Origin of the sequence: Olleya marilimosa CAM030 (genome assembly GCF_000518485.1) — a bacterium.
Lineage (GTDB): Bacteria > Bacteroidota > Bacteroidia > Flavobacteriales > Flavobacteriaceae > Olleya > Olleya marilimosa.
The window spans coordinates 104100-130825 of sequence record NZ_JADR01000005.1; the positions used below are offsets into that span (position 1 = coordinate 104100).

Sequence of the window (26726 nt, forward strand, 5' to 3'; positions counted from 1 at the left end):
CTTATCGGTTTTGTGTTCTATTAGTTTTTTATAAAAGCAGCTAGTTTTTGACGTTTTTTTAGTGGAATTGCATCATTATTTACAATTAAAGCTAATTGAGATTGGTCTTTTTGTTTTGCAAAAAGCAAGCTGAATAATTGCGTAGTGGTTAAGCTGTTTGTTGCTGCTTGTACCAAAATCATTTTATCTCCAGGTTTTATCAAGCCTTCTTCCAAAACACGAACATAAGTTCCTGGTCGTGCATGCTTAATAAATTGTTTTAAAATGGCTTGCGTACCAAAACGAATACCTAATTTAAAACAAGGTTCTCTTGGTTGGGTGACTTGTACTAAAGCAGTGCCAATTTTATAAATATCGCCAACACTAATTTTAGTTTCGTCTAAACCTTTAACGGTTAGGTTTTCGCCAAAAATACCATAATTAAAATCTAAATTTGGATATAAGTTTTGCCAATACGCATAATGGTCTTCAGAAAATAAATAACAGGCTTTAAAAATGCCACCATGGTGTTTGCGATCAGAGACCTCGTCACCTTTAACCTCCTCCTTATTTAGATAAATCCCTTCTTTTGTTGGGTATTTATAAATTCCGGTTGTTTGTGTTTTTCCATTCCAGACAATGGTTGTAGGTTTTGCAATATTGGTAGCAATAATTTTCATAAACTTTAATTACTATTAAAATACCAAAATGGAATACTTAAAATTGGTTTTTTATTAAAAATACTATCCTTTTTAATTAGCCTGTTAATGGTTAAAACGTGTTTGCCTTCTGTAATATTTTTTAATGATAAAACCGTTTCAAAACCTTGTTGGTTATTATTGTGTTTAGCATAAATAAAGTCAGGATTATCATAGTCCAAACTGTCTATTTTAAAACTATAAATGGATGATAGTGTTTTTATGTATTCTGCCTTAATACTATCTTTATTTTTTTTAGCAACTAATTGCTTAGTTGTGAAAAATATATCCGATTTTAAGCCACGTTTATCTTGTTCTGGTTTAAGAGATGTGTTGTACTCAAAAACAATATCTTCTATATCATTTTGGTATTCTATAAAAACAGGTAAATAGTTGGTGTTTATTATTTTAGAAGGAATAGAGGCATCTGAAATAAATACGCCTTTCTCTGTGATGCTTTCGTCATAATTATTAGCATTAGCAATAAAACTATTAGAGTCGTCCACTGCTGAAAAATAGTTGGAACGATTATAATTATAGGAAGCTAAAAGCATAATAACAAAATAAATAGGAATTAAAGTGAAGCTTAGTCGTTTACCAAAGCGGTTATCCAAAAAATTATGAACTAATGGACGATATAAAAAGGATAGCGTTAAATAGCTAAACACCCAATAAAACGGAAAGTAAATTTTAGCCAACCATTTGTTTTTTTTAAGATAACCTTGTGTGACAAAATCTAAAAAAGTAAGTAGCATCCCAATAAGTATAAAAAACAATAATACCATGCCTATTACAAATAACACAAAGTGTTGATTTTGGTGATTACGAAGAAACAGATAGGCAATTGCGACAATACTTCCAATAACTATAAATACGGATAGTATGTAAAAAATAAGCAAAAACGAAACCGCAAAAAGGATACTACAATAATCCTCTAGTTTTGCAATATACTTGTCAAAAGACCCTACTTTTTTACGTAAATAACGGTCAAATTTAGGTCTGTAATTTAATTTTTTATAGTCTATATCTCCTGAGACATAGCGTAATCCTAAGGCACCAATCCATAAACCTCTAAGTACAACATGTAGTAATAGTGTAAATAATAAAATAGTACAAGAGATAAGCGCAATCATTAAGATTGTGGTTAAATATGAGTTGCTTTCGTTTTGAGAAATATTAAAATATAACTCTAAAGGTTCAAACGCTTGTGATAATCCATATATAGAAAACCCAGAAATAATTAATTCTAACTGCCAACTTTCTTGTTGTAGTTTGTCAAGCCAAGCTTTAAAAGCTTTGGATCTATAATTATTTTGCATGGTGTTACTCTAGTTGGTTTTTGTAAATATAGAGTAAATATTGAAAAACTACTTTTCGTTATTTAAAATAGTGGCTACTGCTTGTTTGTATTTTACAGGATTACTAGCTTTTTTAATAGCTTTATAAGTTTTTTGAGGATTAGAAAACGACTGCGAGAAAAACTCCCAAAAGCCTAACATTTTCATTTTTATTGGTGTTGGACCAGAAAGATACGCGTCGTACTGTTGGTAAATCGTATCATGAAATTGACTAAAAATCTCCCATCGGTCTTTAGGATATGTTGTGGTATTATTTTTAATCATACTTGGTAAAAAAGGATCTGCAATTAGTCCACGACCAATCATAAAATGGTCAATACTAGGGAAGCGTGCTTCCATAGCTTTAAAAGCGTTTACAGATGTAATATCTCCATTGTAATACAGTTTGTGCTTAGTGCCAGTAATACAACGTTCAAAAGCCTCTAAATCTACAGGTCCTTTGTATAATTGTTTACCAATTCTGGCATGTATCGCAATATTTTTAAGTGGATAACTGTCTAGAATAGGGAAGGTGTCTAAAATTTCGGCAGCATGTTCATAACCCATTCTCATTTTCATGGAAACTGTTATGTCGCTCTCGTTATGTGCACGCTTTAAAATTTCGTCAATTTTTGTTGGATTGCATATCAAACCAGAACCCATTCCGGATTTAGTAACCATTGGATAAGGACAACCTAAATTCCAGTTTAACTCTTTATAACCTAAACTTTGCACATAATCTACGACAAACATAAACTCATCAGCATCATTGGTCATGACTTGCGGAATCACATTTAAAGTCGTGTTATTTTCTGGTTGTAAATCTAATTGATACGATTGCTTAATTTTTAGTTTACCGTTAAGTCTAATATAAGGTGCATAAAATGTATCGATACCACCAAAATAATGATTAAACGCGTTACGGAATCTAAAATCCGTAAAACCTTGTAAAGGCGAAGACAATAAAGTAGTAGACATTGGTAAAATTAAGTTGCGCAAATATAGTTTCAAAAAATTACAATTACGCAATATTTACTAAACCACTTGGAAAAGGTCTATAAGCATAATATTGTAGAACAGCCTCAATAGCCAAAATTAAAGCGTTGTTTATAGGTACAATTACGTTTCCCATTGTAAAGTCTATCTGTGATAATTGCATGTAATACTCTGTAAACATGGGAATATACAAGCCTTTATTAATTGCGTCCTGTGTGTCTTGGTAGGCATGTTGTTGACCTTCCTTGATTATTTTACACGTTACTAGTCGTTTTTGTCCATACTTGTCATTGGAAGCAGCATAGCCAAAAAGACGACAAATTAGACCACGATATTTATAATTTCCGCAACGACCTATTGTATTGTCTACAATGTTTAAAGGACTATACAGGTGGCAAATAGTAGTGTTTTGTTTGGTCTTTAGGGTTGTTAAAGTAGTTTCGGCTTGACCGTTTAAAAACAGATGAAAGGCATAGGGTAAAAATTCTAAAGGAGAGGCTTCAATAGTTGGATTAGTACAGCAATGACCACAACCACTTTGACACTTTAAATTTGTTTTATGCTGAAAGGTTGAAATTTGGGTGTCTAACTTTTCAAATAACGCTTCCACCAATTGCACTCTTCTTTCTATAGACATCCTTTTTTGTTGAAGGTACACTATAAATCTACCGTTTACTATGTTTATTACACTTATATAATACTACTATTTACTCAACATCAGGTAGCTTGTAGCTTTTGTAAGCGCCTAAAATACCGAATATAGATAAAATTAAAACCACACCTTCAATAGATATTAAAGATACTAACGCGCTAAGTCCACCAGTAAATAACAATATTATACCAATAACTGTATTGCTAACTGAGACATAGTCTGTACGTTGGTTGCCTTTAGCCATATCTACAATGTAAGTTTTACGACCTAGTCGGACGCCTCCATGAGCAATTCCTAAAATAAAAAAAGCTACAGGATATAACCAAACTAGATTTCTAACTGTATCAAAATAGGTAATTATAAAAAATAATGTAATCCCTAATCCAGATGCAATTAATACAGCAATTGCCATCACATTTTTACTGGATTTGTCAGCTAGTTTTCCCCAAGTTGGCGAGCTTACAATGGATGCTATCCCTTTGGCTATTATAAATAATCCAAGCAAATACACTTCTTTACCAATGTATTTTTGCGCTAATAATATGTAATAAGGTGCTGTTAAAGCCGAACATAATAATAGCGATCGTGCGATTACAAAATCTCTAAAATGCGCATCCTTTTTTAATAGTTTTAATTTTGAAATAAAAGAAGTGTCGTCGTTGTCCGACGCATCAGTATTTTCTGGAAACTCCTTAATTCTAGAATAAATTACAGCAGCAATTAACCACATTGCCGAAGCAAAAAAGATTAAATAGCTATAAAAGGTAATGGTTTGTTCGCTTTTAGATTGATATAAAATAAACAATCCAGCAGCAAGCACTAAAATTCCAGAAACAGATACTGTGTAACCTTTCAGTTTTCCGCGTCTTGTTTTTGGAATGGTTTTTCCGGTTACATCCTTTGACGATAACGAGCAAATACTTCTGGACAGACTAAATATTATAACTGCTATTATGATTAGCCATCCTGCAGTTGTACCTTCAAAATTTAAGGCTATAAAGCCAATAGAAGCAATTGCTAGAAATTGTAAAAAAGAACCAAAGACCCAAATCCATTTTCTAATAGGTTGCTTTTTGACATATATAGATAAAAATACCTGCGGAACCATTGAGCCAGATTCCCTAATAGGTACAATTAAACTAATTAAATATACAGGCGCACTAACATAACTCATCAACCACGTTAATACCGTTTTTGGGTTGCTTAATGTGTCTCCTAATTTGGTAAACACACTACTAAAAATTAATAAAAAATAGTTTTTAGGGACAACCTTACAAGCTTGTTCAGAGATGTCTTTACAAACACGTTGTTCTGTTTCGTTGTTTAAAAAGCGATATAATTTTTCGGTTAAGGACAAAAGGTTAGTTGCTAAATTGAATTAATAATAATACCACAATAGCTATAATTAAAAGGATAATGACAGTGTCTTTAAATTTGCTAGAAGTATTAGATATAATATGACCACTTTTGGATCTTGTCGACTGGGTCTCAATGGTATCCATGTCTGGGAAATCTGTTGTAATCGTGTGAGGTCTTCCGTCGTAAAAATTAGGATTTTGTTCTAAATTTTCGATTATAATTTTACTTTCATAAAGTCCAACATCCAATTGTTCTCTAACGCTTTTAATAGCTTGAAGCTTTTTGCCTTTAGATACTAAATTTAGGATGTTGGTCTTATTGATTTCAATACTATTTATAACAATAGTCATTAGTATTCAGTTCCAGCTTTTAAAGCCTCTAAACCACCAACAACAGGTAACGTTAATGTAGTTTTGTCTAAATCTACAGTTAACTCAGTTCCAGGTTTTGGATGGATGGTAAAGTCTTTATCGCTTGAAAAAATAATTAATCCTATTTGCTGACCAGCTTTAATAATTTGATCATCTGGTTGTAATTTAAACGATAAGTCATAAAATTTACCAGGTTTTAAAGGTTCACTTTCGGTTAAGGACTTATAGTTTTGTGGATCAGCCCAACCACGTGTAATAATATTATCTGTTAACACTTTGGCGTTATCTGTATATGGTAACGAGACTAACCAAACCGATAAATTAGCAGCAGGTTTACTACTAGATAAGCTTATGCTAATAGTACTTTCTCCAGATAAATGTAAGTCTTGTTTTAAGGTTGGTGTTGCGTATAATAATCTGTGTGTCGAGTTTGATGCTTGCGCATGGTCTTTCCCAGAAATGGTAAAATCGTCCACTAACGTTTCTGTTTTTTGACGTTTGCTAGCTTTTGTAGATAGCATTCCTATTTGGTTACCACCTTTGTTTAAATATAAAGTCACGTCTTTAGCCTCTGGATTTGGATAAGCATCATAAGCAGTTGGTTGATCACGTTGGTCATTTTCTCTTACAATCCAAGCTTGTTTATCGTTTTCTACACCATTTTCTACACCATGTAAATAGCGTGTAAACCAACGGTTCATCATAGTCATTGGTGGTGGTCCACCATGTCCATTTTGGTGGTAGTAAATTTGGGTTGGTAATCCCATTGCTTTAGCCTTTTGGTAAATACGGTTACTATGTTCTGGCATCACATTCCAGTCATTAAAACCATGCGACATTAATAACGCAGCTTTCATACCATCCATTTGGTTTAGGTAATCACGATCATTCCAGAAGTCATTTAAATCTCCTGTTTTTCTGTCCATTCCGTTAGCCATTTCGGTATCTCTAACCGTTTTGTTGTTGTAAGGACGTTTGCTCTCGTCACCACTGTGTATAAAGTCATATAACACATCAATATCTTCACCTAAATAACCTCCAGGATGACGCACTAAACCGTTAGATCTGTAATAATGATATGATGAGGTGTTAGGTGCAATTGGGATAATAGCCTCTAAACCTTCCACTCCAGTTGTTGCTGCAGCTAAAGGTAACGTACCATTGTACGAAGTCCCTGTCATACCAACTTTTCCTGTAGACCAATACGCTTTAACCTCTTCATCACCATCAGGTGTTGTGTATCCTTTTACACGACCATTTAACCAATCAATAACTGCTTTTGGTGCTAATGCTTCGTTTGGTCCACCTACGGTTGGACTACCTTGCGATAATCCTGTACCTGGAGACGACGAGTGTACAACAATATAACCACGTGGTACCCATTTAGAGATATGCGAATTTGATATAATTGGACGCGCTCCTAAACGTTTTACCTCAGGATGTGCACGCTCTTGGGTTGGTAGCTCACCTAACTCATGCTCTACATTCCACATAATACCAGGAACATCTGGTGCAACTCCAGCAAAATAAGGACTAGTCACGTATATTACAGGTAGTTTTAAACCTTCAGTATCTGTTTGTTTTGGTCTAGTTACAGACACGTGTACACGATCTAATGTGTCGTCTCCATCTGTATTAAATGTAGTTTGTACCCAAAGGTCATGTCTTATATAGTCTTTGTAGTTTTTAAATCCTTCGACAATTTGCGCTTCTCCATTTTCAAAAACAGGAACCGTTTTGTCTTGTGCAAAACCCATTGTAGCCACAAAAAATAGTGCTGCAAAAAGCCTTGACGTCATGCTTAATGTTGTCATAATAACTGGTTGTAAAGTTTGTTGGTTACAAGTTAGTTATTTTTTATAACACCTAAAGCGCTTAAATGTTAAGGGAATTGTAAATGTTTTAAAGGTGAATTTTAGCGCATTTATTACAGCTAATGTTTACTAAGCCCAACACTACACTAGATTTTAGCGTCTTTTTATTGAGTCTAGACTGAGTGTCTTTAAAAATTAAATAACTTAACACGCCAAGTATAACTACTAATCCAATGGATTAATAAGTGTTATCGTTTTTAGGGAATCCATGAATGGCTAAATGAATTAGGGTTGCTAAAACAAGTACTATGTATAGTATTAAACTTGGAGTGTTGCGTCTTATTTTGGTTTACTTTTTAGTATAGAGTAGTGTTGCACTTTTAATTGTTAAGCGGAAAGGTCATACCAACAGCAATTGCACCAGCAAATTGTTTAACCGAAGGTTGAAAAAAATAAGTGAAGCCTAAATCCACATTATTATTTTTTCCTAGTTCTAAACCAAACGCTAACGGAATATGATAAATAATACCACCTTTGTCCACAGTGTCAAAAGCAGTTAAGGTTTTAAAACTACCAATAGATGTTCCGATACCTAATTCTAGATAAGGCGCAACCCACGGAATTGGTGCACGTAATCTGGCTTTACCACCAAGTAAAAAGGCTTTAGTTTCGGCAATCTCAAACGTAGGATTGTTGTTTAAATCCTTACCATTAGAGTTTGTTATAATAAAACCAGCGTAAGGTCTTAGCTCTAACCAAGATTTTACTTTTAAGACTAACTCGGTTTGTGCAAAAACACCTTTGTCTGCTACGTCTGTAATACTGTTATAAGGTACAGAAATACCATAACCCAATTGTACATTTAACGATTTGTCTTTGGTAATTTGTGCTTGAGTAACCATTGTAGTTAATACAAGTAGCAATAGGGTAAGGGTGTTTTTCATTTTTGGTTTTGGTGGTTGGTTGTTTTGTTGGGTTTTGATTTTGAGAAGTAATTAGCAACAAGCCATGGTCTAGAGCCATTGTTGCCAATATGTTTTTGTTAGTATATTAAAGATTATTCTGGTCTTTCAGGAATATAAACAACGTCTACATTTATTGTGTTTCCATATGTTACGACTATGGAACATAATACAGAAACACGTTTTCCATTGTGGTTAGCAGGTTGCATTACAGGCATTTTTCTAAGCACTCTTAATATTTCTGCTTGAATGGTTACTTCTGAATCTCTCACTTTCATTCCTGTTAATTTACCGTCTTCGTTGATAATAAAAAAGGCGTCCACTTGTTTAGGATCAGAAAGATTTAAATCTTTAGAGATACTTAAGTTAAACTCTCTTTTAATAAACGTCGCTATTTTATTATCAAAACATGCTCTTGTTTCTTCTTTTGAGCGCGCTTCACAACCATTATAGACTGGAGCAATGTCTACATCTTTTAATAACATACTATTGTCGGTAGTATAAGTTGCTAATCCGTCATCATGCGACACAATGCTGCATAAACTTAATAAAGCCTGTTCTTCTTCTGCTGTCATATTACCTTGAGCCATCACTTGTTCCTGAACAGCATTTATTTTTGTCATTAAATCACTTTCTGTGGTTTTTAAAGCGTTAGATTCTTCCTTACAAGAAAAGCACAGTAAAACACTAAAAATGGTTGAAATGACCATTATATTTTGGAATCCAAATTTTGTTTTACGATTAAATTTGTATTTCATGAGTTTTGATTTTTATGCTGGTTAAAAATGTGATTGTGTTTGGTTAGTTGCGTGGTTTGTGTGCGTAAATTAGTAAATATAAACAAAACGGAAAATCCGCGAGGATTTTCGTAAGACACTTATTAATCAGCAATTGATAATACTGACAATTGCACCATGTTTTTATTTTTCAAAATAATTTAAAACTTTGTATTCAATTGTTGTGTTTGTGGCATTAATAATTTCAATGCGCATGCCACGAAAACCAATAATTTTATTCTCTGATAAATCATACTGCACTTCTTGTGTAAAAGCAGGTCTTGCATAATCATTTAGATATTCGCGATAAATAAATTTAAGTGCCTCACCAACACGACCATTATAAATGAATTCTTCTTTAAAATAATCTTTATTCTTTGTTCTTACTTTTATGTGATTGTAATCTATTTGTTCTTTTGGTTTTATTAAGGTTAGTCCATTGTAATTAATTCCGGTTGAGTAAATGCCATCAATAATGCTTTTAAAGTAAATCAATGGGTTTTCTCCATTTATAGGAATCGCAACGCCAAATTCTGAATTAGAAGCACTGCCATAAAATTCATAATCATTGGTATTATATTGATGGATAAATATTTGACCTTCTTCAATTACTTTTAAAACACCATCTGGTTTAATATTAAATGTTTTTGCAATTTCAATAGCATCATCTTGAAACCCATTTTCTTTATAAACAACAATGCTTCCAATTTCAGAGCTTTTAATTTTATTTAATTCTGGTAGTAGTTTTGTATACGTTTCAGGTACGACGATATTTTTTTTAACTCCAGCACATGACATCAAAGTCATTGAAAAAATGAAAAGTAATAGTCTTGTATTCATAATATTTTTTAAAAGCATCACAACTTGATTGTATTATGGTCTTTTATGTGTTTGAGAATCTAATTTAGTAAGTAGGCAAGTCACAAACAATTATTTTTACATGATGTTAGGCACTGGTTTTTAAATTTCTTTATCTATTACTATAATCATTAATCCCTCTAATGTATATCTTCTATAAAATTTCATAAACGCCATAAATGATAAATAAGAAATTCCACTTAATACAAATAATATAATACCATTATTTAGATTAAATTCCAAGAAAAAAAACACTCTTATTAAAAAATAAATGGCTAGAAAATTAAAGATTAAACTTAAAGTTCTTAAAAATCCATAAAGAGCTACATAATTACTCATTTTTGCTTGATGATTTTTACTGTTTTCATATGCGTAATGAGTTATAATTCTATGAAAATCAAAATCATTCCCTTTTCCATTATCATATTTTTCAGGTTGCTCTAACTTTTCTAATCCAAGTTGATTAATAAGTCTATTAGCTTTAGATACAATCATATCTTGTAAAAACTCATCTAGTGATTTTGTGTAAAATCTTTTAAACCCTAAAAATTGACCAAAAATCCAATCAAAAAACACACAAGGAAATAGTGTGAAAATCATACTAATTCTCCACACAATGTCTTTCCAATTTTGCGAAGATTTCCAGTAGCCTTTATATTCAATATCAAGTAAATATTTTGAAGGGTAACTATATTTCCAATTTGCATATTTTTCAATTGTTATTGATGAAGCAAAACTTATTAAATGACCGATAGTATAAGAAAGAATAACAAAGAAAAAAATCCCCTCAAGTTTTACGTTTGAAAAATTTTCTATGAATTCAGAAACGTCAAATAAACTATTTTTCTTTAGGTAGTCAATAACTAGATATGAGTAAATAACTAAAGAACCTGGGATTAAATAGCCAAGAAAATCGTAAACGGAAAAAGGGTTTTGTTTAATCATATAGGTCGTTGTTTTTACTTGTGTCTAACGTGTTTGCATATGTTTTGTTGCGTGCAAATTAACGATTGCCTTTTGGTTAAGTGCGAGCCGAATTATTTAATTTTCTTATTATCTTTCTTTTAATAAGCCAAATTAAAAATTTTGGCGGACTTTGTAAATAACCACAAACCCTTGGATTTAGCACTTATTAGCTATGTTTTATAAACGGTGTTAGGCAAAGTTTTTTAATATTTATTTTTTATATATTCAGTTCCGTTTTCAATTTCTGGAAATAACGTATTAGGACTTATTCCTAAACTTTCCAATTCGGCAAGAATATTATCTTTTTTATCTTCTTCTATAAAGAATTTTGGTTGTATTCCTTTTGTAATATATAAAGAATTTATATCAGCTGGTTTTGTGACAGTCTTTTTAAACCCAAACAAGAAAAAATACCCTAGTTGTCTTTTAATTCTTTCATTATTATTAATTGGTCTTACCACTAGTGTTTTTTCTAAATCAGTTGGTACAATTTCTGGAAGAAAATATGGTTTCTCTTCTTTTATAAGATGAAGTAGTTTTAAACCTGATAAATCTGAATTAAATTTCACCTTATTAGAAATTAACTTTAGCGTTCTTTCTGCTTTTGATAAATTAGACAAAATACTTACAGTATCACTATCATAATATTTAACAAGATTTGGCTTTGGATTAAAAACAATTAATTCTCCAGGCACATCGATTTGTGATTTGTCATTGCAAGCAAAAAAGAGTCCAACTAGAGGGTTTTTTGTTATATCGAGTAATCTAGTAGGCAGTCCGTAATGTTGCATTATTGTTAATTTCTCAAATGCAGATTTTGTTGAAGCAAATTCTTCTGAATTACGTAAAATGATTTCTCTGAACATATTATGCTCATTTTTAACCCAATCATTCCGATATATAGCTGGTAAAAGTTCCCAATCTAAATTTGAATGTCCACGATAAAAAAAGTCAGTATTATTTTTAGTTTCTTTTTGAAGATAGTTAATTAAATTATTGAGGTTGTCAATAAAATTAATTTCTACTTTTTTAGGGTCAAAAAAATAATTTTCTCTAACTACTTTAACATTCTTGTGTAATTTTAAAAACTCTTTTGTTATTAATTCTCTTACTTTTCTTTTGAATCTATTGTCAAAGCCTTTTTCGTCTAAAAACATTTGATATTCTACTAAAATCAAAAAATGTTGTTTTATTTGTGGCTTATCATTAAACGCTTCTTCATTGTTAACAATCGCAATTAAATTTTCAATTGTCTTTTTTCTATCAGTAATTTTTGATTCCTTAAAATTAACATCGTAAGATTTAATTATATCAGCTAATTCATCAAGAACAAATAAATCTTTATCCGCTATATGACAAAAACCTTTTTTCTCGATTTCTCTATAAAAGAAGGTCGTTATGTATTCTTGTAATCTTCTCAATTGTGTTTTTTTAATTGTGCCTAACAATCAATTAAACTCCCAAAGGAGTTTATTCCTATTTGCTATCCTTTTTTTTTAGTGTCTGTCAAAACTAGGTTATTTTTTCAAACTATAATATACGTAGAACTACGTAAATTTATTGCTACAATTAAACTAAAACAAGAGTTGTTAGGCTTTAGTAATATATAAGTAGGTTAACTAATTAAAAGGATTTAATACTTTGTAGGTAATCGATGTGTTAGTTGTGTTTAAGACTTCTATTCTTAAACCTTTAAAGCCAATTATATTACTACTATTAATGTCATATTGTAATTCTTGAGTAAAACTAGAACGTGCTAAATTGTCTACGTATTCGCGATATACAAATTTTAAATCATTATCTACTCTACCATTATATATGAATTCTTGTTTAAAACAACTATCACAATCCTTAGGTGTAGCATTTGTTAATTCATATTCAAAATCAGTTATTTCCTTGGTATAAAAACCACCAGAATATGAGTTTACAAAAGCTTTAAAATCTCCAGTTTTTTTGTTTTCAGCAATACCTATTTGGTAGGTATTATTTTGTGAAGCATTGTTGTTGTAATAGAAATAATATAAATTGTTTTGACCATTCATTGGCAGTTTTTCACCGATAGTATAAGGGAAATTCATCATACTAATTTTGAAAGGTTTCATTTTAGTTATTTTTAAGGCTTTTTGCTGTAAGAAATCTCCTTTGGTGACAATTGGGCTACCTATTTCTTTTGTGTATTCTTTTTCTAGAAGTACATCGTTTTCAGATAGTCTTTCTGGATAAACAGCATTTATAGTTGTACCACAAGACATAAGTGTAATAGCGATTAATAAAATAATTTTTTTCATTTATTTAAATTTAGATTTTTTAACAAAGCCAAGTTATAACACTTGTTTCATTATTGTTTACGGTAAACCGTAAACTAAAAATAAAAGCATAAAAAAACCACCTTAGAAGGTGGTTTTGGTAATAGGCTATAATTATTATTCTTTACATTCTGAGTAGTCTACGGTAAATCTGAAATTTTTAGTAGAAATCTTCTCAATGTTAGGGTCATTTATGTGGTCTGGTTTGTATGAAGCTCCTGTACCTAAATCTACACCAACTCCAATTAATCCGAAAGATATTGTGCTTAAAATAAAATTACCAGTTCTGAATTTGTTTTCGAAATTTTTTGTTTTAGGTTCACAGTTGTCTTGCTTTACTTCGATTTTTAAAGGTTGGTTTCTTTTAAACTGAGAAGTTGCAACTCCCATTCCTATTTTCTCACCATTTGCATATATTAATGCGTTTGGATGCTCTTTTACTTCAATTCTAGCGTTGTACTTGCTACCTCCAAAAATCACTCCGCAGCTTGAAAGTAAAAATGAAGATGATAAGGTAATAGCCATAATTAGTAAAGTACTTTTTTTCATAAAAAAATGTTTAAGATTTGGTTAATATTGGTTTGTTTATTTTTTATTTTACATCTATTGTTTTTGATTAGATGCTAAGCAAAATTATATCTTTTTTTGAAACATTTGTATACGTAGAACTACGTATATTTTATTTGGTAAACCCTATGTATTCTGGATTTCAGATGATTATAGTTGTTTAGAATGTTTATAAAAAACAAAAAAGTTAAAGTGCCTTTTTTTAAGTCTTCATTTACAATTATTTAGCATTAGATTTTTTTTAAAAGTAATTACAACTCAGAAATATTGGATTGTACCAAGAATGATTAATTAAATAAAAGCATAAAAAAACCACCTTAAAAGGTGGTTTTTAATTTCCGCGAAAGCGTTATGTTATTTTGCTAAATAGATCCAACCCGTTAATGGTTTAGGGTCTGTTTTGGTTTTTATAACGTAGTAATAGGTTCCGGTTGGTAGTTCTTGTCCAGAGTTAGACTGTCCATACCACTCTTTAGCATAATTGGCTTTACTGTACACTTCGGTTCCGTATCTGTTATAAATTATAATGTTGTCTACGTCTAAGTAGCTAATATCAAAGTAGTCGTTTTTGTTGTCGTTGTTTGGCGAAATCCCTTGTTGTATTTCGCAATTATTTGCTTTTACAAACGTAAAGGTTTTGTCTTTTGTACAATTACCAATGGTGATTTGTACTGTATAATCGCCAAAATTATTAACGTTAATGGCTGCTGTGGTTTGACCTGAATCCCACAAATAAGTGGCATTACTTAGTCCAATATCTGCATTAATCGTGTAATTATTAGGTAGGCAATCTTCTAGTGTTTGAGTGTCCATAAACGGAAATTCAAAAATAGATAGGTTTACTGTTGTAATAGCGTAACAACCTTCACCAATTACATTTTCTACTTTAATGTATACTGTAGTATTTTGGTCTACTTGATAATTATTAGGTAATGGGTTTAGTCCAGCAATGGCATCACTATTAGAGGTATAATACGTGACTGTTATATCTGTGCTGTCTTGTGTGCCAAGTACTGTGTCTGTAAACTGATTAAGGTTAATTAGGTTAGACTGGTTTTCGCATATAACAACATCTGCAACTGGATTAGCTAATGGTTTAACATTAACAACAAGGTTTACAGTGGTTATAGCATAGCAGTCTGTGTTTGCGGTATTAAATAACTTAGCGTAAATAACTTGATTTGATGAGTTACTTGTATAATTATTTGGTAGTGGATTATTATTGTTTACTGCATCTGTATTAGAATCATAATAAGTAACGGTAAAGGTGGTTGCCGATTGTCCTGCTAATACAGCATTATCAATACTTGATAAATTAAAGGTGGCTACACCATCATTGGAGTCGTCATCACAGACCACAACATCTGGTACTGGATTAGCAATAGGTTGTGCGTCTACAATTAGTGTAAAGTCTGTGATACTATAACACTCGGGATTATCGATGTTATGGATTCTAGCATATATAACTTGGTTGTTAGAGGTGTTAAAGTAATTGATGTTTAATGGGTTTTGATTGGTGTCTGCGTCTGTAAAGTTTGCAAAATAATTTACAATAAAGTCTATGTCGCTTTGCGTTGCTAATATAAAAGTGTCTCTGGTCGATAAATCAAACCCTTCTGTTTGGTCATTGGAGCTGTCATCACAAAGGATATAATCTGGTATTGGGTTAGCAACCGGAATCTGGCTTATTGTAATGGTATTTGTGGTTGTAATGACCTCGCCATTACTATTTAACGTTAATGTAATAACATAATCTCCAGGATTAGGAAAGGTATGCGTTGGGTTTAAGTCAGAAGACGTTGGGCTACCATCTCCAAAATCCCATAAGGCTGAAGTAATAGGTTCTGAGGTTGTTAAAGTGAATTGTGTGGTGTCTCCAACACAGGTATTAAAAACATCATAATCGGCATCGATACATATTAAACTGTCGGTTAAAATATCTATTTGTGTACTGTTTAACTGAAAGTTTGAACCTTCTATTAAAACACCTGCACCTTGTTGAATACCATCTGCAGTAGCTGGATTAAAAGCGGAAATGACACGATAGGTAGAAATAGGAATACCACCTAAGCTATTACTTAAATCTGTTAAATAACCAAATCCGCAAGAGACATCTGATACATTACAACTTGTACAATTAGTTAACACAGACGAGCAACCAGAATTTAATAAGGCATCTGTAAAAATAAATATAGCCGAAGTGTTTTCAAATAATCCACCAGTGGTGAATAATCCATCATTAATCATGGTGTTAATGGAGTTGGGTAGTACATCTTGAATTAAATTATTTCCTCCAGGATTATCTAAAATGGTAATGGTTGGATTGATTGAAAAAGGGTAAGTGGCATAATAACTAGGTTGAGAGTTTGATGAGGCATCAGGTTGTCCGTATTGCACTAAACCAATTTCGGTTGATGGGTTTTGAATAAATATTTGATTTGATAATTGCTGAATTGAGGCTTGCATGTCTTGACGTTCGGAAAAGTCAACAGAGCCTGAGTCGTCCACAATAAACAATACTTTGTTGTTACATTGCGAATAGCTAAAGGAAATACATAAAATAAAAATTAGACAACTGAAAAGTGATTTCATTAAGTTTGGTTTAGCGAAGTTGGTTAAAATGATTGATTAGCGTTTGTATAAAATCTTGTTTAGTAAAAGCGATTTTAGTTAGGGATTTTACACGTGTAACAAAGCTACACTTTTTTATTAATCAACAGGTTTTGTGTTTAATGGATTTGGCATTAAGCATTTACGGTTGTTTTCATTGGGAGAATTATTACGTGTGAAGTTAGTTTTTAAGTACTGTTTTACAGTGTTTTAACTCGTGTTGTGTTCTGGGTTGTTTTTATTATTTTTTTTGTTTAAAACTAAAAAAACCACCTTTAAAAGGTGGTTGTTTAAATTTCCGCTACAGCGTTACATTAGTTACTAATGGCATCTTTTTTATATAATTTATAAAATAGTGTTGGTAAAAATCCAAAATTTAGTAACAAAAAACCTATAAAGATTAGGATGCCTGCATAAGGCCAATGCATAATTTTAAATAAAGAGGCTGTACTTAGTGTAAATAAGGCTAGAAAGCCTAAAACATAAACTGATTTTTTCATTTTTTGATTGATTTAATGTTCGTATTAAGATTGATATTTAAGTGTCTGCGCTTTATACTTATTGTAAAAGTATAATGGCAGTGTGATTAGTATTAACACTATAAATCCAGAGAATATTAAAATGCCTGCAAAAGGCCAATGCATGATTTTAAATAAACTTCCTGTAATGATTAATAAGGCTGTTATAAACTCGAAACTTATAAGCACTTTGCTACGGTTTTTAGCCGATTTAAAATATAGTTGAGCGTTGGTTTCGTGTTGTATTTGGGTAATGGACAGATAACCACCAAATTGTTGGATGGCTAGTTTGTAAGCTTCATCAAAACTAAGTTGCTCTTCGTTTTCTAGATACGTACAAATATGATCCAAAATATCCTCTTTTAAATCTGGATTTTTTAAGCCATATAACTCTAAATTATTAGCTATGTAGTCTATGTTTTGGTCTGTTAGTCTCATTTTACCGTTGGTTTAGGGTTAAATATTAACGATAAGGTTTTGATAAAGTCGTTAATCTGGTTGCTTTGATCTATAATGACTTGTTGACCAGATTTGGTTACCGAGTAGTATTTACGAACACGTTTGCCAATATAAACTTTTTCGGTCTCGAGAATATTATTGCTTTCTAACTTGTGTAAAATAGGGTATAAGGCACCTTCTGAGATGTCTATTTTACCTTTAGTCAGGTCTTTTACTTTTTGAGTAATCTCGTAACCATACATTTTATCATGCTGACTTAGTAGCTTTAAAATGATAGGTTGTAATGTTCCTTTTGTGAGTTCTTTGCTATACATAGGTCAAATATACATTTTTTTTGAATACATTTTAATAAAAGGTATTATTTTTTTTGATTGGTATAAAAAAACCACCAGAAATAGGTGGTTTTATAATTTATAGATTTTACATTATTTTAAGTACTCTAAGGTATTGACCATTTCAAATTTTGGACTTCTGTTTATAAATTCTCTTAAAAATGCTGTGTGTGCAGATCCCATGATAATAAAAACCCTATCCTGCTTAGTCATTGGTATTCTATTTAAATTAGAATATATTTTCATGTTTCTATGATAAAATTTAGCAGCATTATCTGCGCCTTCAAAATTATCCTCAGTACCAACATATAGTAATTTGTCGGCATTGGCAACAATGGATTGATCCAATTGTAAAGGCTCATTAATTAGTTTTAGTTTTTCTAAAAGTGAAAGCTTCTCATAATTTTGATCGCGTTTAGCCATTTCAGGATAATCTTTAAAGGGCTGATTAGTTAGTTGCAAATAGGTTTTTGGATCTATAGCGTTTGTGTATTCTGGACTGGATTCAAAAAAATCGCCAACGCTATAATTATAACCCATGTGATTGTCAATTCCGTATAATTTGCTAACTGCATTTAAGCGTCCTACTTCAAAACCAATCATACTAGTTTCGCCAAAACTAGTGTCTAGTTGGTCTGGGTTTTTAAGAAACGCTTGATAGTCTTTATTTAAGGTGTCATTTAGGCTTGGTAAATTTTCTACACAAATAATGGTAGGTTTAAATGCTGCTAGCATTTGCGCAATTTGTTTTATTTGTTTTTGGGCTTCAGGACTAGTCTCGTCAAATTCTGTGCTGTTAGCATCTGTGGTTTCGCCAAAATGAAAGCTTCCAAAGTTTAAAACTTTAATTTTGTTGTTACTGGTGGTTACCTCATTGTTTTGTTTTATTGTTTTGGGTGGTGTATTTGTGTTATTACAACTTACAATAAAAAGTAAATAAGCTAATACGATAAACTGTTTCATGTTGGATTGATTTTTTTGATTGATAAATATATGTTGTTGATTAATAACGAAGTTAGTTTTTAAAATCGAGACATTCAAGCATAAAAAAACCACCTATTACAGGTGGTTTTTAATTTCCGCGTAAGCGATATAATTATGTGATTTACTTTAGTAACTCGTAGCTACGTTTGATAAAGTCTGATAATTCTTTTCCTTTTAAAAGACCTTGAGATAAACGTGCTAAGTCTAAACTTTGTGTAATTAAATGTGCTTGTTTGTCTTTAGCTTCGGTATTTAAAATCTCGTTAACTAAGTCAGAGTTTGTGTTAACCACAAGGTTGTACATTTCTGGCATGTTACCAAACATTTGCATTCCGCCTCCACCACCAGACGCTTGCATCTCTTTCATACGACGCATAAATTCTGGTTGTGTTATCATAAATGGTGTTGCGTTGCTATCCATTGGCTCTAACTGTACCATAAACTTTTCTGATGGGATTACGTCTTTTAATAACGCATCTAAAGCTTTTGTTTGGTCCTCGTCTAATTTAGAGATTACGGTTTCGTCTTTAGCAATTAACTTGTCAATAGAGTCAGCATCTACACGAGAGAATGTGATGTTTTCTTTAGTAGATTCTAATTTTTGCATTAAATGCGATACTATTGGACTGTCTAGTAATAAGACCTCGTAACCTTTGTCCTTAGCAGCCTCAATATAACTGTGTTGCTCTTCTTGATTACTTGTGTAAAGGATTACTAATTTATTGTCTTTATCTGTCTGTTTAGCTTTAATGGCATTGTATAACTCGTCGTAAGTGTAATATTTACCATCTACAGTTGGGTATAAAGCAAAAGCATCTGCTTTGTCAAAAAACTTGTCTTCAGACAGCATTCCGTACTCAATAACAATTTTAATGTCATTCCATTTAGCTTCAAACTCCTCACGATTATTATTAAATAGTGATTTAAGTTTGTCTGCTACTTTACGTGTAATGTACGAGCTAATTTTTTTAACTGCACCATCTGCTTGTAAGTAACTTCTAGATACGTTTAATGGGATATCTGGACTGTCAATCACACCACGTAACATCGTTAAAAACTCAGGTACAATACCTTCTACATTATCTGTAACGTAAACTTGGTTTTGGTATAACTGAATTTTGTCTTTTTGCATAGCCATATCCTGAGTCATCTTAGGGAAGTATAAAATACCTGTTAAGTTGAACGGATAATCCACATTTAAATGAATATGGAATAATGGGTCTTCAAATTGAGATGGATATAACTCTCTATAAAAGTTATTATAGTCATCGCTTTCTAAATCGGTTGGTTGTTTAGTCCAAGCTGGATTAGGGTTGTTGATGATGTTGTCTACAGTAATTTTTTTCTGAGGTTCAGTAGTTTCTTTACCTTCAGCATCTGTAGTCGTTTCTGGTTTGTGGTCTGGATCGTTTACTTCTTTAGTTCCAAATTTAATTGGAATAGGCATAAACTTGTTATACTTATACAGTAAGCTGCTAATGCGTGCTTCTTCTAAAAACTCAGTCGAGTCTTCTGCAATGTGTAAGATAATCTCAGTACCTCTATCAGTCTTATCGTGTGGCTCTAAAGTAAACTCAGGCGAACCATCACACGTCCAATGTGCAGCAGTAGTCCCTTCTTTATGAGATTTTGTAATGATTTCAACTTTTTCTGCAACCATAAAAGCAGAGTAAAATCCTAAACCAAAGTGTCCGATAATTCCAGAATCTTTAGCACTATCTTTATATTGGTCTAAAAACTCTTCTGCACCAGAAAAAGCCACTTGGTTGATGTATTTTTCAACCTCGTCTGCTGTCATCCCTAACCCTTGATCAATAATATGAAGTTTTTTACCTTCTTTATCAATCTTAACTTCAATTATTGGGTTTCCGTACTCAGACTTAGACTCTCCAATACTAGTTAAATGTTTTAATTTTAATGTTGCATCGGTTCCGTTACTAATTAGCTCACGTAAAAAGATTTCGTGATCACTGTACAAGAATTTTTTGATTAACGGAAAAATGTTTTCTACTGAAACGTTAATATTTCCTTTTGCCATGATTTTATGTTTGTTTTTTTAGTTCCGCTTAAGCGAAACCCTTTTATTAATTTCTGATTAGTTAATAGACAACAAAAATGCCAATTGCTGAAAGGTGACAAGATGACATTTAAAAATAAACGAAAAGTATTATGCATGCATAACGAATAAAAAATAATTGTGAATTGATTATTTATGAAAGCAGTAAATTGCGATACTATTTTTTTTAAACAGAAAAATAGCTTAGAATTTATAAAATTAAAATTAATGTACAATTCAAAAATTATTGGTTTAGGTAAATATGTACCTGACAACATCGTCACAAATGCCGATTTATCCAAAATGATGGATACTAATGATGAGTGGATTACAGAACGTACTGGAATTAAAGAAAGACGTTGGGTAAAAGAAGGCTCTGGTGACACCACTGCAACAATGGGAGTAAAAGCTGCCAAACAAGCAATAGAACGTGCTGGAATAGATAAAGATGATATAGATTTTATCATTTTTGCAACGTTAAGTCCTGACATGTATTTTCCTGGACCAGGTGTACAAGTACAACATGCTTTAGATATTAAAACGGTTGGAGCTTTAGATGTACGTAACCAATGTTCTGGTTTTGTATATGCGTTATCTGTTGCAGATAATTTTATTAAAACTGGTATGTATAAAAACATATTGGTAATTGGTAGCGAGCTGCACTCTCATGGATTAGATAAAACCACAAGAGGTCGTGGTGTGACTGTAATTTTTGGTGATGGAGCAGGAGCAGCAGTTTTAACAAGAGAAGAAGATACTAGTAAAGGGATATTATCTACACATTTACATAGCCAAGGAGAACATGCTGAAGAGCTAGTTTTAGTTGCGCCAGGAATGGGTAAACGTTGGGTGAATGATATTATAGCAGATAATGATCCTAATGACGAAAGTTATTTTCCGCATATGAATGGTCAGTTTGTATTTAAAAATGCTGTAGTCCGTTTTAGTGAAGTGATTATGGAAGGATTAGCTAAAAACAATATGGATAAAGACGCAATTGATATGTTAATACCACATCAAGCTAATTTGCGTATCGCACAATTTATACAAAAGAAATTTGGCTTAAGTGACGACCAAGTATTTAATAATATTATGAAATATGGTAACACAACTGCTGCATCCATACCTATTGCATTAACTGAAGCTTGGGAAGAAGGAAAAATTAAAGAAGGCGACAACGTCGTGTTGGCTGCTTTTGGAAGTGGATTTACTTGGGGAAGTGCAATAATTAAATGGTAATACATTTAAGTTATTAAATGGTCAAGTAACAACGCTTAAAAAAATAAAAACGAAAAGCCAGAAACATATATTTATGTTTCTGGCTTTTTCTATTAACTAACTACTTAAACTTAACTTTATAAATCTTTTTTTGGGTTTTTTGTGAAGACTAATTCAAATAAAAAATAAAAACGATTTACTGTCTTGTTACTATTAAGACGCCAAAAAGTCAATTTTATTACGCTGATAATCAATATTTAACGTGTTTTTAACAATGTTAAGGGGTTAAACTAAAAAACGTGTTAAAAAACAAAACCCCAAAGCTGATCAGGCTTTAGGGTTTTTATTTAGCAACTAACTTAAACACTAACCATTAACTGTTTATTAGCTACTAAATAACCTCTAGATGGTATTGTTTATAGTATTACATAAATCCGCCTCCAGATTTTGTGTCATCATCTCTTTGTTTTCTTGATTTAGCCTTATAATTTCCACCACCAAAACGGTACGATAAACGTCCGGAAATTTGTTGGCTTTCCCAGTTAAAACGTCCCACTTGGGCAAAAGGTCTGTCACCTTCAAACTGTGCATACATGGTATCAAAAATATCATTGTAGCTTAAGCTAAAGCTAGCTTTGTTTTGTAAAAAGCTGTAACGCATACCTAGGTTTACCATAAGCATATCATTCATTTCAAATTGAATGTTTTTGTTTTTTCCGCTATACATTCCAAAAGCAGATAAGCTAAGGTCTTTAGTAACTTTAAAGTTGTTAAAGGCTCTTACATTCCAAACGATATTGTCAATTTTAACCGTATTTAAAACAATGTTTTGGTTGGTGTCAAAAGACTCGGCAATACTTTTTTGAGTTTGCGAAAACAAATCAAAACTAGCATTAACACTCCACCATTTTGTTGGCTTGTAATTTGAAGATAACTCAATTCCGTATGCAGTTGAGTTATCAAAGTTTAGATCTGTAAAAATTAATCTATTTGTATCTGTTCTGTCAATTAATATGGCTTGTTGTATTTCGTCTTCAATAATTCTGTAAAACACACCAGCTGTAATGCTTCCTTTTTCTAATTGTCTTGTGTAATTAGTTTCAAACGAGTTTGTAAACTGTGGACGTAACGCTTGGTTACCAAACTGAGAAATTAAAGGCGTATTCCATTCTGGTAAAGGATTAACCTGATTTATACCAGGACGATCTACACGTCTGCTGTAATTAAATTGGTACGCGTTTTTCTCGGATGGTGTATAGGTTAAAAATCCAGAAGGATATAATCTAAAATAATCATTTGTAAACGGAATATTAGTTTGCTCATTAGACGCTAAGTCTTTTTTGTAAGCCTCAGAATTTACATTTACAGTCTCTGCACGTAAACCTAATTGGTAGCTCCATTTGTCTAAAGTTTTTCCATATGTTGCATAAGCAGAATAGATGTCTCTAGTGTAATCAAACGTTGTCGTTGTAGGTATATATTGACCTAATTGATTTGTTTCTCTGGCATCAGATTGATAAAAAATATTGGTATTAAACAATCGTGCTTGCAAGCCTAATTCTAGTTTAGTTGTTTCAGATAAAGGATTACTATAATCTAAATTTATAGTAGTACTTTGTCTGTCTGTATCTGTGTCTTCAATAAAATTTGGACGTTGCGAGCTAAAAAAAGTGTTTCTTGTAAATCCAAAACCATTATATGTATTATGGTCAACTTCTAGCTCGATACTATGACCTTCATCATTTATGTCGTGTTTGTAATTAAAGTTGTATTGTTCTGAATCGTTATCGTTGTCGTTTCTTGTAAACTGAGATTCGTTTAAAGACGGATTAGCTAAATAGTTTATTCCAGAATTTACGTTAACCCAACCATCAAATAGGTTTTGATTGGTAAAGACTGAAATCGTATTTTTTTCATCTAAATAATAATCCACACCAACTTTAAATAAGTGTGATTTGTTATTATTTAAAATTTCAAATTTTTGCTGAATATCCTGTTCAATTCGGTTTATTTCACCAAAATTAAAGTTTTTAGTCACACTATTATTGTACGATCCATAGACGTTAAATTTTCCGTTACGGTAATTGGCATCTATTGAGCTGTTAAATTTAGCTTCAATATCATGCGATAGACCAATATTTATGTTTCCGTTAAATCCAATTTTAGTGTTTTTATGAAGTACAATATTTATTAATCCACTCATGCCTTCAGGATTATACTTGGCAGACGGATTGGTAATTAACTCGATACTTTTAATAGAAGACGATGGTATTTGCTTAAGTAATTGCTCTGCAGGAATATTAGACAATTTGCCATCCACCATAACTCTAACGTTTTGGTTACCACGTAAACTAATAGAACCAGTTTGTTGGTCCACACTAACGGATGGTAGGTTGTTCATAATCTCGCTAGCAGTTGCTCCAGCAGTCTGTAAATCTTTACCAATAGTAATGACTTTTCGGTCAACTTTTTGTTGTATTGTTGAGGTTTCTGCAACAATAGTCACTTCGTCCAAATTGGTTGCAGCCTCTTCTAAGTTTATAGTTCCTAAATCTATTATTTTGTTGTCATTGCTAATAACAATAGTTTTGTTTTGAGGTAAAAAACCTAGATATTCAATAGTAACAATATTAGTCCCTTCTGGGATTTGCTTAACCTCAAATTGTCCATCGTTATTTGTAATTCCGCCAGTAATTAATTTGTTATTAGTGTCTTTAACAATTACATTTACATAAGGTAAGGGTTGGTTAAGTGTTACGTCTAATACAGTACCAGTAATGGTTCCTATTTTGGGTAAATTGGTTTTGTCTTGTGCTTGAATACTAAAGGCTACCAATAGTAAAGCAATAGTGAGTAGTTTTTTCATTTTTGATTTTGATTGATTGATGAAACTTGGTTATGCTATAAAGACGCCTTAATTAGTGATCTGTTACGCTTGAATAACATTTATTTTAAAATTTAACATTTATGAATAAGAAAACTTTAGTGCTTGGCGCATCTTTAAAGCTTGATAGATATAGCAACATTGCGTTGCGAAAATTAGTTAAGTATAATCATGATACTGTGGCTTTTGGGATGAAAGCAGGAGAGGTGGTAGGTGTTGCAATTGACACACAATTACAACACTATGACGCTTTAGATACAGTGACTTTATATTTAAATCCTTCAAGACAAAAGGACTACTATAATTATATAGTTAGTCTACATCCAAAGCGCGTAATATTTAATCCTGGTACAGAAAACCCAGAATTATATCAAATTTTAAAAGCTAACGGAATAGATTACGAAGTTGCTTGTACTTTGGTGTTATTATCTACAAATCAGTATTAGGTTTCGCTTTCGCGGAAATTAAATACAATCCAAAACAAGTTATAAGTCCATTTAAAGGAAGGATTTCCCAATGGAAGGCATATTTACCTATAAAACTATCCGGAAAGTTTGCAGGAAGCTCTGTAATAAAATAGGTGATAATAATAGAGGCTAAACCAACAATCCAAGCATAGTTGTCTTTAATGCTTCGTTTGGTTAAAATACCAAAAGCAAATAAACCTAATAAAGGACCATAAGTAAAGGTTGCAAATTTAAATAGGTTGTTAACGACGCTTCCTTCTAATTCATTAAAAATAACAACAACAATAATCAATAGTAAAGAGACACCAATATGTACTTTTTTACGTAAAGGTTTTTGTTGTGCTATTGGCAGTTTTTCAATATTTAAAAAATCTACAGAAAACGACGTTGTCAAAGAGGTTAATGCACTATCTGCACTACTATAAGCTGCAGCAATAAGTCCAATTAAAAAGGTGATTTGTAATCCTAAACCTAAACCTTGATTCATTGCTATTTCAGGAAACAATAAATCTGTACGTACTTTACCATCTACCTCAGGTATTGATACGCCAAACTGCTCTGAATAAATAAAAAGTAAAGCACCTAATGATAAAAATATAACATTAACAAAGACCAATAATACAGACATACTAAACATATTTTTTTTAGCGTCTTTAGGGTTTTTACAGGTTAAGTTTTTTTGCATCATATCTTGGTCTAAACCAGTCATAGCAATGGTTATAAAAATTCCGCCAATAAAGTATTTCCAAAAATAAGTACTACTATTTACGTCATCAAAAAAGAACAATTGACTTTTTGATTTAAAAGATGCTTGGCTAAAAACCTCAGTTATAGACCAATCTAATTTATTTACAATTAAAAATATAGCTACAATTACAGAGGTTAACATAGCTAATGTCTGCAAGGTATCTGTCCAAACAATTGTTTTAATACCACCACGATTAGTATATAACCAAATTAATGCAATGGATATAACTACGGTTAACCAAAACGGAACACCTAATGTTTCAAAGACAATATATTGCATAGCTAAAGCCACTAAAAACAATCTAAAGGCAGCACCAGTAACACGAGATAGCAAAAAGAAAAAGGCACCAGTTTTATAGCTTACTATTCCAAAACGTTGTTCTAGATATTGATAAATAGATGTTACGTTAAGCCTGTAATATAAAGGTAGAAGTACTAGTAACACGATTAGATAACCCACAAAAAATCCAAAAACACCTTGCATATAGGCAAATTGTTGTCCTGCAATCAAGCCAGGAACAGATATAAAAGTTACACCAGATAGTGATGCGCCAATCATACCAAAAGCCACAACATACCAAGGCGATTGTTTTTTACCTTTAAAAAACACATCGTTTGAGTCGTCTTTACCTGTAAAATAAGAGATTAAAATTAGCACTCCAAAATAGGCTGCAATTAGTAATAGTATTTGTATTGAAGTCATAAAAGGGTTTTATCAGTGCCAAAGTACAAAATTACTAAAAAGCACTATAGTATATAATGCTTAAAGTTGTAAGTCTGATAATATTGATTTAAAATTAATAGTTATTA

General features: G+C 31.8%; 24 protein-coding genes. 2 read left to right on the forward strand and 22 right to left on the reverse strand.

Features of this window, described 5'->3' with window-relative positions; all coding sequences use genetic code 11:
* Window positions 1–20 precede the first annotated feature (20 nt).
* From M890_RS0106405 to htpG, 20 genes are all read right to left on the reverse strand, one after another.
* Window positions 21–659, reverse strand: a complete 639-nt coding sequence (locus tag M890_RS0106405) for an MOSC domain-containing protein (RefSeq protein WP_028282741.1) — start codon at window positions 657–659, stop codon at window positions 21–23.
* 5 nt (window positions 660–664) lie between these two features.
* On the reverse strand, window positions 665–1996 hold the full coding sequence (locus M890_RS0106410; protein WP_028282742.1) for an LTA synthase family protein: 1332 nt from the start codon (window positions 1994–1996) through the stop codon (window positions 665–667).
* Between the two features lie 48 nt (window positions 1997–2044).
* Complete coding sequence (locus tag M890_RS0106415) at window positions 2045–2992, reverse strand: tRNA dihydrouridine synthase (RefSeq protein WP_028282743.1); 948 nt, start codon at window positions 2990–2992, stop codon at window positions 2045–2047.
* Window positions 2993–3035: 43 nt separating this feature from the next.
* Window positions 3036–3647, reverse strand: coding sequence for a YkgJ family cysteine cluster protein (locus M890_RS0106420; protein ID WP_028282744.1), 612 nt, complete (start codon window positions 3645–3647; stop codon window positions 3036–3038).
* Window positions 3648–3717: 70 nt separating this feature from the next.
* Window positions 3718–5019, reverse strand: coding sequence for an MFS transporter (locus tag M890_RS0106425; RefSeq protein WP_028282745.1), 1302 nt, complete (start codon window positions 5017–5019; stop codon window positions 3718–3720).
* Between the two features lie 4 nt (window positions 5020–5023).
* Window positions 5024–5371: a hypothetical protein gene (locus M890_RS0106430; protein ID WP_028282746.1), complete on the reverse strand. Its 348-nt coding sequence runs from the start codon at window positions 5369–5371 to the stop codon at window positions 5024–5026.
* Window positions 5371–7206 (reverse strand): Xaa-Pro dipeptidyl-peptidase, encoded by a 1836-nt coding sequence (locus M890_RS0106435; RefSeq protein WP_394331861.1) that lies wholly within the window; start codon window positions 7204–7206, stop codon window positions 5371–5373. The genes M890_RS0106430 and M890_RS0106435 overlap by 1 nt, the downstream gene beginning before the upstream one ends.
* Window positions 7207–7586: 380 nt before the next feature.
* On the reverse strand, window positions 7587–8150 hold the full coding sequence (locus M890_RS15830) for a hypothetical protein (RefSeq protein WP_036597241.1): 564 nt from the start codon (window positions 8148–8150) through the stop codon (window positions 7587–7589).
* Window positions 8151–8263: 113 nt separating this feature from the next.
* A complete protein-coding gene (locus M890_RS0106445) occupies window positions 8264–8926 on the reverse strand; it encodes a hypothetical protein (RefSeq protein WP_028282748.1) in 663 nt (220 codons plus the stop codon).
* Window positions 8927–9088: 162 nt separating this feature from the next.
* A complete protein-coding gene (locus tag M890_RS16410; RefSeq protein ID WP_084553575.1) occupies window positions 9089–9784 on the reverse strand; it encodes a hypothetical protein in 696 nt (231 codons plus the stop codon).
* A 120-nt stretch (window positions 9785–9904) separates the two neighbouring features.
* The gene (locus M890_RS0106455) at window positions 9905–10747 is read right to left on the reverse strand and encodes a hypothetical protein (protein WP_028282750.1); all 843 of its coding nucleotides are present in this window, start codon (window positions 10745–10747) and stop codon (window positions 9905–9907) included.
* A 224-nt stretch (window positions 10748–10971) separates the two neighbouring features.
* Window positions 10972–12189, reverse strand: a complete 1218-nt coding sequence (locus M890_RS15840; RefSeq protein WP_157243263.1) for an FRG domain-containing protein — start codon at window positions 12187–12189, stop codon at window positions 10972–10974.
* Window positions 12190–12387: 198 nt separating this feature from the next.
* Complete coding sequence (locus M890_RS16415) at window positions 12388–13056, reverse strand: hypothetical protein (RefSeq protein WP_028282751.1); 669 nt, start codon at window positions 13054–13056, stop codon at window positions 12388–12390.
* A 135-nt stretch (window positions 13057–13191) separates the two neighbouring features.
* A complete protein-coding gene (locus tag M890_RS0106470) occupies window positions 13192–13623 on the reverse strand; it encodes a hypothetical protein (protein WP_028282752.1) in 432 nt (143 codons plus the stop codon).
* A 372-nt stretch (window positions 13624–13995) separates the two neighbouring features.
* A complete protein-coding gene (locus M890_RS0106475) occupies window positions 13996–16233 on the reverse strand; it encodes an FIDD domain-containing protein (protein WP_084553578.1) in 2238 nt (745 codons plus the stop codon).
* A 332-nt stretch (window positions 16234–16565) separates the two neighbouring features.
* On the reverse strand, window positions 16566–16751 hold the full coding sequence (locus M890_RS0106480; RefSeq protein ID WP_028282754.1) for a hypothetical protein: 186 nt from the start codon (window positions 16749–16751) through the stop codon (window positions 16566–16568).
* A gap of 24 nt (window positions 16752–16775) precedes the next feature.
* The gene (locus M890_RS0106485) at window positions 16776–17207 is read right to left on the reverse strand and encodes a GldL-related protein (RefSeq protein ID WP_028282755.1); all 432 of its coding nucleotides are present in this window, start codon (window positions 17205–17207) and stop codon (window positions 16776–16778) included.
* Complete coding sequence (locus tag M890_RS0106490) at window positions 17204–17542, reverse strand: PadR family transcriptional regulator (RefSeq protein WP_028282756.1); 339 nt, start codon at window positions 17540–17542, stop codon at window positions 17204–17206. Before M890_RS0106490 ends, M890_RS0106485 begins: the two co-directional genes overlap by 4 nt.
* Before the next feature lie 111 nt (window positions 17543–17653).
* A complete protein-coding gene (locus M890_RS0106495) occupies window positions 17654–18523 on the reverse strand; it encodes a DUF5694 domain-containing protein (protein ID WP_028282757.1) in 870 nt (289 codons plus the stop codon).
* A 142-nt stretch (window positions 18524–18665) separates the two neighbouring features.
* Window positions 18666–20582, reverse strand: coding sequence for a molecular chaperone HtpG (gene htpG, locus M890_RS0106500; RefSeq protein ID WP_028282758.1), 1917 nt, complete (start codon window positions 20580–20582; stop codon window positions 18666–18668).
* A 246-nt stretch (window positions 20583–20828) separates the two neighbouring features.
* Between htpG and M890_RS0106505 the strand changes: the two genes are divergently transcribed.
* Entirely contained in the window at window positions 20829–21839 is a 1011-nt protein-coding gene (locus tag M890_RS0106505; RefSeq protein WP_028282759.1) for a 3-oxoacyl-ACP synthase III family protein, read from the forward strand.
* A gap of 403 nt (window positions 21840–22242) precedes the next feature.
* Here the strand turns inward: M890_RS0106505 and M890_RS0106510 are convergent, their stop codons facing one another.
* Entirely contained in the window at window positions 22243–24684 is a 2442-nt protein-coding gene (locus M890_RS0106510; protein WP_028282760.1) for a TonB-dependent receptor, read from the reverse strand.
* A gap of 101 nt (window positions 24685–24785) precedes the next feature.
* Here M890_RS0106510 and M890_RS0106515 point away from each other — a divergent pair, with 101 nt between their 5' ends.
* Window positions 24786–25148 carry a CoA-binding protein gene (locus M890_RS0106515; protein ID WP_028282761.1) on the forward strand — a complete coding sequence of 121 codons (363 nt, stop codon included), beginning with the start codon at window positions 24786–24788 and terminating at the stop codon, window positions 25146–25148.
* On the opposite strand, the gene M890_RS0106520 is transcribed toward M890_RS0106515, so the two are convergent.
* Window positions 25132–26619, reverse strand: coding sequence for a sodium:solute symporter (locus tag M890_RS0106520; protein ID WP_028282762.1), 1488 nt, complete (start codon window positions 26617–26619; stop codon window positions 25132–25134). The genes M890_RS0106515 and M890_RS0106520 overlap by 17 nt on opposite strands.
* Between the last annotated feature and the right edge of the window lie 107 nt (window positions 26620–26726).